At 66.2% G+C, this 12,214-nt stretch carries 15 protein-coding genes; 12 read left to right on the plus strand and 3 right to left on the minus strand.

Annotated elements, in window-relative coordinates; all coding sequences use genetic code 11:
• Position 1 precedes the first annotated feature (1 nt).
• Positions 2-157 (minus strand): DUF3309 family protein, encoded by a 156-nt coding sequence (locus ACH2CY_RS09690; protein WP_395018509.1) that lies wholly within the window; start codon positions 155-157, stop codon positions 2-4.
• Between the two features lie 166 nt (positions 158-323).
• Here ACH2CY_RS09690 and nthA point away from each other — a divergent pair, with 166 nt between their 5' ends.
• The 11 genes from nthA (at position 324) to ACH2CY_RS09745 (ending at position 9,026) form a co-directional block, all read left to right on the plus strand.
• Positions 324-974 (plus strand): nitrile hydratase subunit alpha, encoded by a 651-nt coding sequence (gene nthA, locus ACH2CY_RS09695; protein WP_395018511.1) that lies wholly within the window; start codon positions 324-326, stop codon positions 972-974.
• On the plus strand, positions 971-1,630 hold the full coding sequence (nthB, locus tag ACH2CY_RS09700; protein ID WP_395018512.1) for a nitrile hydratase subunit beta: 660 nt from the start codon (positions 971-973) through the stop codon (positions 1,628-1,630). The genes nthA and nthB overlap by 4 nt, the downstream gene beginning before the upstream one ends.
• Entirely contained in the window at positions 1,617-1,997 is a 381-nt protein-coding gene (locus ACH2CY_RS09705; RefSeq protein WP_395018513.1) for a nitrile hydratase accessory protein, read from the plus strand. Before nthB ends, ACH2CY_RS09705 begins: the two co-directional genes overlap by 14 nt.
• 67 nt (positions 1,998-2,064) lie before the next feature.
• A complete protein-coding gene (locus tag ACH2CY_RS09710; protein ID WP_395018515.1) occupies positions 2,065-2,706 on the plus strand; it encodes a DUF6655 family protein in 642 nt (213 codons plus the stop codon).
• Positions 2,707-2,762: 56 nt separating this feature from the next.
• Positions 2,763-3,395 (plus strand): SGNH/GDSL hydrolase family protein, encoded by a 633-nt coding sequence (locus ACH2CY_RS09715; protein WP_395018517.1) that lies wholly within the window; start codon positions 2,763-2,765, stop codon positions 3,393-3,395.
• Positions 3,396-3,606: 211 nt separating this feature from the next.
• A complete protein-coding gene (locus ACH2CY_RS09720) occupies positions 3,607-3,993 on the plus strand; it encodes a hypothetical protein (RefSeq protein ID WP_395018519.1) in 387 nt (128 codons plus the stop codon).
• A 416-nt stretch (positions 3,994-4,409) separates the two neighbouring features.
• Entirely contained in the window at positions 4,410-5,000 is a 591-nt protein-coding gene (locus ACH2CY_RS09725) for an RNA polymerase sigma factor (protein WP_395018520.1), read from the plus strand.
• Between the two features lie 18 nt (positions 5,001-5,018).
• Positions 5,019-5,705: a hypothetical protein gene (locus ACH2CY_RS09730; RefSeq protein WP_395018522.1), complete on the plus strand. Its 687-nt coding sequence runs from the start codon at positions 5,019-5,021 to the stop codon at positions 5,703-5,705.
• Entirely contained in the window at positions 5,702-7,195 is a 1,494-nt protein-coding gene (locus ACH2CY_RS09735; protein WP_395018524.1) for a S8 family serine peptidase, read from the plus strand. Before ACH2CY_RS09730 ends, ACH2CY_RS09735 begins: the two co-directional genes overlap by 4 nt.
• A gap of 163 nt (positions 7,196-7,358) precedes the next feature.
• Complete coding sequence (locus ACH2CY_RS09740) at positions 7,359-8,234, plus strand: hypothetical protein (protein WP_395018526.1); 876 nt, start codon at positions 7,359-7,361, stop codon at positions 8,232-8,234.
• A 210-nt stretch (positions 8,235-8,444) separates the two neighbouring features.
• Positions 8,445-9,026 (plus strand): hypothetical protein, encoded by a 582-nt coding sequence (locus ACH2CY_RS09745; protein WP_395018528.1) that lies wholly within the window; start codon positions 8,445-8,447, stop codon positions 9,024-9,026.
• Between the two features lie 48 nt (positions 9,027-9,074).
• On the opposite strand, the gene ACH2CY_RS09750 is transcribed toward ACH2CY_RS09745, so the two are convergent.
• Together ACH2CY_RS09750 and ACH2CY_RS09755 are read right to left on the minus strand one after the other, a co-directional pair.
• Entirely contained in the window at positions 9,075-10,622 is a 1,548-nt protein-coding gene (locus ACH2CY_RS09750) for a UxaA family hydrolase (RefSeq protein ID WP_395018529.1), read from the minus strand.
• A gap of 154 nt (positions 10,623-10,776) precedes the next feature.
• Positions 10,777-10,980 (minus strand): cold-shock protein, encoded by a 204-nt coding sequence (locus ACH2CY_RS09755; protein ID WP_395018530.1) that lies wholly within the window; start codon positions 10,978-10,980, stop codon positions 10,777-10,779.
• A gap of 528 nt (positions 10,981-11,508) precedes the next feature.
• On the opposite strand from ACH2CY_RS09755, the gene ACH2CY_RS09760 reads away from it, so the two are divergent.
• Positions 11,509-12,138, plus strand: a complete 630-nt coding sequence (locus ACH2CY_RS09760; RefSeq protein WP_395018532.1) for a TetR/AcrR family transcriptional regulator — start codon at positions 11,509-11,511, stop codon at positions 12,136-12,138.
• Positions 12,139-12,214: the final 76 nt, after the last annotated feature.

Here is a 12,214-nt window from a genome sequence, read left to right on the forward strand (position 1 = left end):
GTCAGATACGTCCCGTGGCCAACAGGATCACGATCACGATGAGGACCAGTCCCAGGCCGCCACTCGGGTAGTAGCCCCAGCCGCGGCTGTGCGGCCAGGCGGGGATCGCGCCGATCAGCAACAGGATCAAGACGATGAGTAGAATGGTACCGAGCATACTGCCTCCACGGCTTCAAACTTCCGGCCTGCGAACCGGACTGCAGGACCAACCTGGGATCAAAGGCGGGGTTCCCTCGCTGAACACTGGAGAATGAGTCGGGTCCTCCCATTGTCTCGCCCCGGCGCTGTGCATTAAACTCCAGGCCCGCGCCGGGGATTTACACATGAACGACCACGATCATCACGACCACGGGCATGATGACGGCTCCGCTCTGCCGGAGATCGCCTTGCGCGTGAAGGCGCTGGAATCGATCCTGGTCGAGAAGGGCTACGTCGATCCGGCGGCGATCGACGCCATCGTCGAGACCTATGAGACGAAGGTCGGCCCGCGCAACGGCGCCCGCGTCGTCGCCAGGGCCTGGAGCGATCCCACCTATCTTTCGCGGCTGCGCGAGGACGCCACCGCGGCGATCGCGGAGCTCGGCTTCGCCGGGCGACAGGGCGAGCATATGCGGCTCGTCGAGAATACGCCCCCTCTTCCAAATCACCCGGGGTGCCACAACCTCGTCGTCTGCACCTTGTGCTCCTGCTATCCCTGGTCGGTGCTGGGTTTGCCGCCGGTCTGGTACAAGGCCGCACCCTACCGTGCCAAGGCGGTGATCGATCCCCGGGGCGTGCTCGCCGATTTCGGCGTCGCCTTGCCGAAGGAAACCGAGATCCGGGTCTGGGATTCGACCGCGGAGCTGCGCTACCTGGTCCTGCCGCTTCGTCCCGCCGGCACCGAAGGCTGGAGCGAGGACAAGCTCGCCGACCTGGTCACCCGGGATTCGATGATCGGCACCGGCCTGGCGCTGGCGCCGGGAGCAAAGTCATGAACGGCGCGCAGGATCTGGGCGGCATGATGGGCTTCGGCCCGGTCGTGCCTGAGCAGAACGAGCCGATCTTCCATGCCGAATGGGAGAAGCGCGCGCTGGGGGTGACGCTCTGCGCCGGCGTGCTCGGCGAGTGGAACATCGACATCAGCCGCCATGCGCGCGAGACCCTGCACCCGGCCGACTATCTCTCCTCCAGCTACTACGAGATCTGGACCAAGGCGCTGCTGAAGCTGCTGGTCGCGCGCGGCCTGGTCAGCCCGGAAGAACTCGCGGCCGGCCGCAGTCTCGCCCAACCGAAAGCCACCAAGCCGCCGTTGAAGGCGGCCGACGTTCCGGCGCGGCTGAAGAGCGGCGGGCCCTGCGACCGCCCGCTCGATCGCGCGCCGCGTTTCAAGACCGGCGACAAGGTGCGGACGCTCAACATCAACCCGACCACGCATACAAGGCTGCCGCGCTACGCCCGCGCCAAGCTCGGCGTGATCGAGTGCCGGCAGGGCAGCTTCGTCTTCCCCGATACCAATGCGCATGGGAAAGGCGAAGACCCGCAATGGATCTACTCCGTCGTTTTCAAGGGGACGGAGCTCTGGGGCGCGGATGCCGATCCGGGCCTCACTGTCGCGATCGATCTCTGGGAGCCCTATCTTGAACCGGCCTGACCTGCTCGGGGCCTTGCCGGAGCTGCCGCGCGACGCGGAAGGGCCGGTGTTCCGCGAGCCCTGGGAGGCGCAGGCCTTCGCCATGGCGGTGGCGCTGCACGAACGCGGCACCTTCACCTGGAGCGAATGGGCGGCGACGCTCGCGGTCGAGATCAAGACCGCGCAGGCCGCCGGCGATCCCGATACCGGCGAGACCTACTATCAGCACTGGCTCGCCGCGCTGGAAAAGCTGGTCGCGGCGAAAGCGCTGGCCAGCAGGCTCGAACTCGCAACGCGCCGCGATCAATGGGACCGCGCGGCCCGCGCCACGCCGCACGGGGCACCGATCGAGCTCGCCAACGACCCGCAACAGCGCAACCCGCATTAGCAACCGATTTCGGACAAGATCCGTTATCGAGCCATCGCGCTTGTCAGAAGCCTTTCCGCGAGGCCCGATGTACCGTTCCTGGACCGTCTGCCAGACGACGCTGCTTGCGACCCTGCTGGCCGTGCTGTTGTCCGCCTGCACCACCACCCGCGAGACCGAGCCGCAACGCACCGCGACTGAGCAGCTGCTGATCTCGACGGCCGCGGACCGCGCCGCCGATAGCATCGTGCTCAACCTCGGGCCGGAGCGGAGGGCCTTCCTCGACGCGACCAATTTCGAAGGCTTCGACGGCAAGTATGCGATCGCCGCGATCCGCAGCAGCCTGCTGAAGAAGGGCACCCGCATGGTCGCCGAGAAGAAGGATGCGGACACGATCATCGAGATCCGCTCCGGCGCGCTCTCGATCGACAAGAGCGAGACCCTGGTCGGCATTCCCAGCTTCGATATTCCCATTCCGCTGGCTGGCGATCTCGGCACGCCGCAGGTGGCGCTCTACAAATCCGAGGAACAGCAGGGCGTCGCGAAATTCGCCGCAACGGCTTATGACGCCAAGGATGGGCGCTTCCTCGGCGAGTCCGCGCCGCCGCTCGGCCGCTCGAAGATCAAGCGCCAGGTGGTGCTGATCGTCTCCTGGATCGAGGACGACGTGCACGGCAAGGAGGCGGCCCCGGAATCCAAGACGACCCGGGGCATCACCTTCGCGCCGTAGAGACCGGATCGCCGATCGCCTATACTGCCGCCATCCCAGGCAAGGCGAGGGGAGCCATGCGCACGATTCTCTGCTACGGCGATTCCAACACTTACGGCACCGCGCCGATGCAGCATCTCGAGGACGACCGCCGCTTCGGACATGGCCAGCGCTGGGTCAGCGTCATGCGGCAGATCATCAGCGCCGATTGGTGGGTGCTTGAAGAGGGCCTGCCGGGGCGCACCACCGTGCTCGATGATCCGATCGAAGGCATCTACAAGAACGGCCTTACCTATTTGACACCCTGCCTGGAAAGCCACCGGCCGATCGATGTCGTCACGATCGCGCTCGGCACCAACGACCTGAAGGCGCGCTTCGGCATGCCGGCCACCGACATCGCCGCCGGCGCCGGCATCCTGGTCGAGACCGTGCGCAGTGCGCTGGCCGCTTTCGGGCAGAGCGCCAAGGTGCTGCTGATCGCGCCGCCGCCGATTCTGGAAGTGGGCTGTCTGGCCGACATGTTCGCCGGCGGTGCGGCAAAGTCGCAGTCCTTCGCGCAGCATTACCAGGCGGTGGCCGCGAAGCTCGGTGCCGACTTCCTCGATGCCGGTTCGGTGATTGCCAGCAGCAAGATCGACGGCATCCACTTCGATCTGCCGGAGCACCAGAAGTTGGGCATGGCGGTGGCGGCGGCGGTCAAGCGGCTCTGAGGCCACGTCCGCAATTGCGCTAGATCAATTCCCGGCGGCGGTGCTGAACCGCACTCCCTGCGACAACACGCCATCCTGAGCTTCAGGCTGCCTTAAGGTTGGGCGCGAACAATCAAACTGGCCTTGTCGTGTCGGCAGGAGCCCGGGAGCCGCGCGTGACCGTCTCGGACGCGCGCCAAGTCCCAACGACAACAATCAGGAGACTGTCAGGATGATCTCTCTCAAATCCAAGGAAGCCACGCCGCTCATCCGTCTCGGTCGGGTCGCGCTCACCGCGCTGTGCTTGACTGTTGCGGGTGGCGCGATGGTAACCTTCCCGCTCGGCGGCCAGGCCTTGGCCGAAGGCAGCGATCATGATGGCGGCGATCACGACGGCGGCGGCGAGGGTCATGACTCAAGCGGCCATGACGGTGCGGGCCATGACGCGGACAGCCACGATGGCTCGGAGTCGTCGCATGAAGGCAGCGACGACCGCAGCGACGACGACACCGCGGATGCGACCGGTTCGGATGATGCGGCCGGTCACGATGCGGGCGACGACAGCACCGACCCATCCGGGGTTGTCGCGCCGGTGGTGCCGCCCGCCGGGACCAACTGAGACCTGACGCGTCTCGCGCCAGAACACCCCTCCAGACGCCTACCCGCCGCGCGGTGAGCCAAACCGCGCGGCCTCACACCCGGCCGCGTGTCGGGCGATACCCCATTTGGGAATAGCGGACGAAGTCCGTCGTTCTCTCCGCAGTGGCCTTCGTGGCAAGCGGCAAGCAATTGGGGAAACAGAGTTTTCCACATGATTTGTATCAAATACATCGAATCCGGCCGAGTTTCGGCCGGAACTCGGATCGCGCGCTGAGCCCAGCCGCCATGACCCCTAAACCGCGCCCTTCGGGAACAGAAGCTCACAGCCGGTTGTTAGCCGAGTCTGGGAGCGCCCTTTACCCGTCCTTGAGGAAAACCGACAATAGTCTCAGCGCGCTCCTGAGGCGGGGAATAAGGGTCTACACTGGTCGTTCTATGAGCGAAAAGCCGGAGACGAATGCCGCCAACTTCGATCGCAACGACGAGCGGTCGCAGATGGGTCGCGACATCGTGGCATTGCTCCCCAGATTGCGCCGGTTCGCCGCCGGCCTCACCGGCTCGGTGCAGGAGGGCGACGACGTCGTGCAGACAGCGTGCCTGCGGGCTCTGGAACGGTACCATCAATGGGAACCGGGGACCCGATTGGACAGCTGGATGTTCCGCATCATCCGCAATCTTTGGCTGGACCGCGGCAAGTCCGCGTGGAACCGGCTGGTGCGGAGCGATCCCGAGGCGCTCGTGGAGATCGCCGACCATTCGCTCGGTCGCGAGATCGAGGTGCGCGATGAGCTGGCCGCCGCGCGCGCCGCGATCGCGGGACTGCCCGAGGCCCAGCGCGAGGTGCTGCTGCTGGTGACGGTGGAAGGGTTGACCTACGAGGCCGCGGCCGATGTCTTGGGCGTGCCTCTGGGCACGGTGATGAGCAGGTTGGCGCGGGCGCGGGTCGCGGTTGCCCGCCAGGTCCGCGGCGAACAGCGCGAGGCGGAAGCCGAGCCGGATGCCGCCGCCGCAAAGCGCCGCAGTTGAAGGACCAGAGGACGGATTATGCAGTCGGATGACCGACCGAACGGCGAACGGAACGAGGGCGACATCGATGCCGCCGAGGAGGAGCGCATGATCCGCATCATGCAATATTGCGACGGCGTGTTGCCGGCGCGCGAAGCGGCTGCGGTCGCCGAGGAAATCGCCCGCGATCCCCATGCCGCAAGGCTGGCTGCCGAGATGTCGGCCGGCGCCGACGCGGCGCGCGCCGCCTGGAAGTTCGATGCCGGCCCGGTGCCCTTCGAGCTGGCGCGGCGCGTCACTCAGTCGGCCCGTGAGCCGGTGCGCCGCAAGCCTGCCGCTGCGTCGGTGGTCGACTGGCGGATCGCGGCTTCGCTGGTGGTCGGCATCGGCCTCGGCATGCTGGGCCTGCTGATGGCGCAGCACGGTGGTGACCAGGGCCTGCGTCTCGCCGGCTCCGAGCGGATCCAGCAAGGCACCGCCGCAGCGACCGATCCCTCCTGGCAGCCGGCGCTGATGACCGCGCTGGCCAAGGATCCCGAGACCACGAGCGTCAGCTTCGGTGCGTCAGGCACCGAGAATACGGTCCGGGTTGCGCGCTGGTTCGACACCGAGACCGGGCTGCACTGCGCTGAGTTCGCCAAGGCGACGGGCGGCGCGGTCAGCGCCGGCGGCATCGCCTGCAAGAAGCCGGACGGCGGCTGGGACGTGATCGAACAGGCGAAATGAAGCTCCGCCGACCCACCTTTCTCTCGGTCCTGATGACCGCCGTCGCGATCGTCGCGGCGGCGGCGCTGCTCTCCGCGACCTTCGCGCCGCAGCACTTCGCCTTCGCCGATCCGGGCAACGGCAACGGCAACGGCAAGGGCGGCGGCAACGGCGGCGGCAATGGCAATGGTGGCGGTAACGGCGGCGGCAACGGCGGCGGCAACGGTGGCGGCAACGGCAACGGTGGCGGGAACGGCAACGCCGGCGGCAACGGCAATTCCAGCAACGGCAACGGCAACGCCGGCGGGCTCGGCAACGGCGTCAACGGCAACGGCAACGCCTTTGGCAAGAGCAAGGCCAAGGGCCGCGTCGATTCCGCGACGACGGAAAGCGGGACGGTCGCATCCAGCAGCTCTCTGCCGGGCGACCGCAAGCCCGCCAGTGGCGACCGCATTATTCGCAACGAAGTCGTCGTGACCAACCCGAGCCCGGGCTTGAGCGCCTTCGCGCGCGCCAGCGGCTTCCAGGTCGTGGACAATCAATCGCTCCCGGCACTGGGGCTCAGCGTCACGCGATTCCAGGTGCCGGAAGGGGTGTCCGCCACCCAGGCCCGCGACCTGATCTCGGGACAGTTCCCCGACGCGATCGTCGATTACAACCATCTCTACGAGCCGCAGGCCAGCCTCACTTTGCCCTCCACCGATTACGCCGAGAAGGCGGTGGGCTGGAGCGCGGGCCTCCGGGACTGCAGCGCGGCGGCGAAACTCGGCCTGATCGACACCGACGTCGACTGGTCGTTGCCGATCCTCGGCGGCGCGCATAAGCAAGCCGCCGGCTTCCTGGAAAGCGGCCTGGATCCCGCGCCGTCGCAGCATGGCACCGGGATCGCGACCTTGCTGGTCGGGCAGAACGGTTTCGGCTTGATGCCGGGTGCTTCACTTTACTCCGCCGGAATCTTCGGCATGGACAGCGCCGGCGAACCCGTGGCCTCGGTCACCAGCTTCGCCTCGGCGCTGGACTGGCTGCTCTCCAACAACGTCGTCACCATCAATGTCAGCCTGAGCGGGCCGCCGGATCGACTGATGGAGCTCGCGGTCAAGCGCGCACAGCAGCGCGGCGCCGAGCTGGTCGCCGCCGTCGGCAACGACGGCGCGACCGATATGCCGCGCTTCCCGGCGGCCTATGACGGGGTGATCGGCGTGACCGCGGTCGATCAGTCGGGCCATGTTTTCGATGGCGCCAACCGCGGCAGCTTCGTGGCTCTCGCCGCGCCCGGAGTCGATCTCTTTCTTCCCGGTCAACCGAGCGGCAGCGGCGCCAGCGATCGCCTGGTGACCGGTACCTCCTTCGCCGTGCCCTACGTGACCGCTGCGCTGGTGAGCTATGGCAACGACCGGCAGCGCATGTTCGCCGACGCGCTCGACCTCGGCGCACCCGGCCCCGATCCGGTCTTCGGCCGCGGCCTGGTGCAGGGGCCGCAGGTCTGCACCAGCGCGGCTTCGGCGAACTGACGCAGGCATTCGCGATAAAGTTCCATCAAATCGCCCACTTAATTGCCCCGCCCCGGGGGAATATCCGGCTACTCACATCGTTCTTTGCAGGACACGTCAGCCAAAACGCCAATCTCGGCCATCGACGGCAGGCGCCTCTTTGAACGGAACAGGAGTCGGAATAATGGTCCTTCCCAGCCAGATCTCTTCGCTTGAACCGCGCCGCTTCGGCCGTGTGGCGCTGACCGCGCTCGTCATCGGCTTCGGTGTCACCGCCGTCTCGGCGCTGCCGCTCGCGGACGTGGCCTTCGCCGACAAGGGCGGCAACGGCGGCGGCAAAGGCGGCGGGGGCGGCAATGGCCATGGCGGCGGCAACGGCGGTGGCCAGGGCCATGGCGGCGGCAACGGCGGCGGCAATGGCAACGGCAACGGCCAGGGTCACGGCCAGGGTGGTTCCAGCGGCAGCGCCAAGGCCGGTCCGTCGGATGAAGCGAACGACGATCAGACCGCCGATGTCGATGACGACGCGGCCGAAGACAGCACCGATGACGACTCGCTTAAGGCGAGCAAGCTCGGCAAGCTCAATGGCTTCTTCCATGCGTCGCCGAACGCGCTGTCCAACGCCTCGCCGAACTCGGCTATCGGCAAGATCAGTCAGACTTTCCGCGACGCGCTGTCGGATTATGCGGAAGCCAACCAGGAGGACGATTCGGAAGACGACGGCACCGGCGACACCACTGATGCGGAAGATACGCCGCCGACCGGTCCGTCGGTCGAGGACCTCGGCGCCATCCTGGCCGGCGCGACCAACAAGCCGGTCACCGGGGCGCAGGTGCAGGCGATCATCGACCGCCTGGCCGAGCAGAACCCGGACGACGACGCGCTCAACGATCTCGCCGACAACCCCGATGACCAGACTGCTCAGGACATCGCCGATGCCGCCAACGCGGCGAAGTCGGGTGAGCCGGTTGAAGAGCCGGGTGACGGCACCGATGAAGGCACCGACACGTCCACCGACGACGGCACGACGGACGGAACGCCGGTGGCCGCGACTAACTAAGTCCCGCGCAGTTTCGAACAGCGTCTTTGATCTTGGGGACGAAGCCAGCGCGCTTCGTCCCCATTTTTTCTTCGGGCCCATCTTTTTCGGGGCGGCCCGCCGCGATCCGAATATGCCCGGCCGGCCTGAACCGGGTCGCGCTTCCCACATTCTGACCTCCAAGCGCCGTGCCCCTGCGGCGCCGACACCAGATGTGTGAGGAGTCGTTGCATGAAAAAGATTCGTAGCGAGACGCGGCATTCGGTCGGGTTCGCGGGGCGGCTCGCCTGCGCCAGCCTGCTGCTCGGCGCGGCCGGCCTGTTGACGGCCGCACCGGCTTCGGCGGGCGGATTGCTGGGCGGCGGTGGCCTGGGCCTCGGCGCCGGTGCCTCCGCCGGTTCTTCGACCAGCGCGTCGGCCGGCCATTCGACCGGCGACGACGGCGACACCAGGACGAAATCGGTCGATGCCCGCAACGACACCGGCGCCGGTGTCGGCGTATCGGTCGATGCGGGCAAGACCGGTGCGGACCTCGGGTTGGGAGTCGAATCCGCAACCGGACTATCGCTCAGCCACGCCAAGTCAACCGGATCCGATGACGAAGACGGCGACGCCGGGAGCAGCGAGACCTCAGCCAGTGCCGCCGCCGGCGCCAGCACGGAGACTGACGCCGAGGTGACGGCGAGCCAGGATCATGGCGAGGGCGAGGATGCGACGCCGGTTGCGATCCTCGATGCCAGTGCGGCGACCCAAGCCGCCGCTGCGACCGAAGTCAGCGTCGAGCACACCACCGTGGACCGCACGACGAATTAGAAAGTCGCCGGAACGGCGGGCCGGGATGCTTCGGTCCGCCGACCGCGGTTAGAACGTCGCGCCGATATGCCAGGGCGCGAACTCATCCTCGCCATAGCCCAGCTCTTCGCTCTTCGAGCGCTTGCCCGAGGCGATGTCGAGCAGCAGCTTGAACACCCGCTCGCCCATCTCCTCGACGCTGGCGCCCCCGTCGAGGATCTCGCCGCAATTGATGTCCATGTCCTCGGCCATCCGGTTGTACATCGGCGTGTTGGTGGCGAGCTTGATGCTGGGGCTGGGCTTGCAGCCGAAGCAGGAGCCGCGCCCGGTGGTGAAGGCGATGAGATTGGCACCGCCGGCGACCTGGCCGGTCGCCGAGACCGGGTCGTAGCCCGGCGTGTCCATGAAGACGAAGCCACGCTTGTTGACCGGCTCGGCATAGCGATAGACATCGACGAGATCGCTGCGCCCACCCTTGGCGGCGGCGCCGAGCGACTTCTCGAGAATCGTGGTGAGGCCGCCGGCCTTGTTGCCCGGCGAGGGGTTGTTGTCGAGCGAGCCGTTGTCCTTGGCGGCGTAGTTCTCCCACCATTTCAGCAGATCGAGCAGCTTGTCGCCGACCTCGTGGCTGACCGCGCGGGAGAGCAGCATATGCTCGGCGCCGTAGATCTCCGGGGTCTCGGAAAGAATCGCGGTGCCGCCGTTCTGCACCAGCAGGTCGGCCGCAACGCCCAGCGCCGGGTTGGCAGTGATCGCCGAGAAGCCGTCCGACCCGCCGCATTGCATGCCGAGGATCAGGTGCTTGGCCGGCAGCTTGGTGCGCTTCACGTTGTTGACGATCGGCAGCAGCTCGCGGATATGCGCGATCGCCGCCTCGACGGTCTTTCGCGTGCCGCCGACTTCCTGCATCACCAGGGTCTGGATGCGCTGGCCGGCCTTCAAGCCTTCCTCGGCCACCAGGCGCGGCAGCTGGTTGGATTCACAGCCTAGGCCGATCATCACCACCGCGCCGAAATTCGCGTGCTTGGCATAGCCGCCGAGGGTGCGGCGGAGCAGCTTGGTGCCTTCGCTGTCGGGCGCGCTGGCGCAGCCGTCCTTGTGGGTGAGTGCCACGACGCCGTCGACATTGGGATAGGGCGCCAGCTCTTCCGGATGCATGCGGAAGTGATCCGAGATGTGCCGCGCCACCGTCGCCGAGCAGTTCACCGTGGTCAGCACGCCGATATAGTTGCGCGTCGCGATCGTGCCGTCCGGACGCAGGATCCCCATGAAGGTCGCGGCCTTGTCGTCGGCGAAGATCGGCATGTTGGTGCGGCCGGAGCCGATCGCATGATCGGCGGTGCTCGGCCGGAACTCGACATTATGCGTGTGGATGTGCTGCCCCGGCGCGATCGGCTTGGTGGCGACGCCGATCACCTGGCCGAGCTTGCGCACCGGCTCTCCGTCCGCGATCGGCTTGGTCGCCATCTTGTGGCCGCGGGCGATGGTCTCCGCCGGCCGCACCTCGAGGCCGAGATCCTCGCCGGCCTTCAACTCGCGGGTCGCGACGATCAGCGGATCGGTGGGATTGAGCTGCAGGAAAGGTGGCCGGTTCTGGCCGTGATCTGCGTTCGACATCCTGCTTTTCCTCCATGCATCAGGCAGATCACCGGTCTACTCCTGCCCGCGCGAACGCGCAATGCATGCGAAAACCAATTTCATCTGTAGGGTTACATTATGCGCATAAAAAAAGGGCGGCCGAAGCCGCCCCTATCGAAGAATGCGATGGTTCTCAGCTGCCCTTGAGATTGGTAGCCGCCGGCTTGCCGCGGTCCTGGACCACGTCATAGCTGACCTTCTGGCCATCGCGCAGCGAGCCGATGCCAGAACGCTCCACCGCGGAGATGTGCACGAAGACGTCCTTCGAACCATCATCCGGCTGAATGAAGCCATAACCCTTCTGGGTGTTGAACCATTTGACTGTACCAGTAGCCATAGCTTTCCTCTGGATAGGTGCACAACCTTCGCCCCCCGCGTATTGCGAGCAGACGACCGACGCCAAACTACGAAAGGGATGAGACCGGGTCGGAGCTCCGTAGAGCGAGTTCCTGGGCCAACCCATAGCGAGCCGACGAAGGGTCAATATGGCCGCCGTCAGACAACTTTACAATCGAGAATTAACGATAGCTTTGCGTCTCCCGGCACCTCGCAGCGGGGCTTGATCTGCATTGCAGCCGGAAAAGCCCGGCAAACAGTTTGTTCTTATATCTTTGTGTGTTACCCGAAAAAAGGCGGAAATGAGGCGTATTCAGGTAGAGCATTTATTCCTGCAAAATCCAAGGAATGATCAAACTCCACAACGTCGTGCGGCCCCTCCAAACGCCTCGCCGTTCGCTGCGTGTTCCTGTCCCCAAAGGGTCCGCCGGGTTGACAGCGCCACAGTTTCGATGATAAATGAATGCTCATTCAGTGATCGTAGATTAGCGATTGAAATTCAATTCGGTAGGGCGGTAACGTGCAGGCCGTGACTGATCTTGCGCAACGACGGAATGAGGCGCTGGCCTCCCGCACCAAGGGAGCGATCCTGCGCGCCACCATCGCCGTCATTGCCAAGCACAGCCTCTCCGGCACCACTGTCCAGTTGGTGGCGGAGGCGGCCAAAGTGGCTCCGGGCACGGTGATCCTGCATTTCCAGAAGAAGGACGCGCTGCTGCTCAGCGCGCTGGAGCAGATCGCGGTCGAGTTCGAGGCGGCGCGGCGCGCGGCGGTGGAAGCCGCCGGCGACGATCCGGTACGGGCGCTGAACGCCATCATCGATGTCAGCCTCGATCCCAAGGTGTGCGATCCCGCGAATGTCGCGGTCTGGTACGCCTTCTGGGGCGAGGCCAAGGCGCGCAAGCTCTATCTCGAGCGGATCGGCTCCTACGACACGGTCTGCCAGGACGGGCTCGATCGCCTGTTCGCCGAGATCATCCGCCGCGGCGGCTATCGGCATCTCAATGCCGAGGCGCTGGCCATGGGTTTCTCGGGTCTCCTGGAATGGCAATGGCAGGAGATCCTGGTCAGCGGCCGCAACTTCGACCGCGACGCCGCCAAGCAGACCGCGCGTGCCTATCTTGCGAGCATCTTCCCGCAGGAATTCGCCCCCGACTAGCGGGCCTTCGCGTAACCAGGACCACGCACGAGTTTGGAGCGCCGCTTTCTGCGGCCGAGCATCATTTTTTCTGCAC

Origin of the sequence: Dongia sp. (assembly GCF_041905885.1) — a bacterium.
GTDB lineage: Bacteria > Pseudomonadota > Alphaproteobacteria > Dongiales > Dongiaceae > Dongia.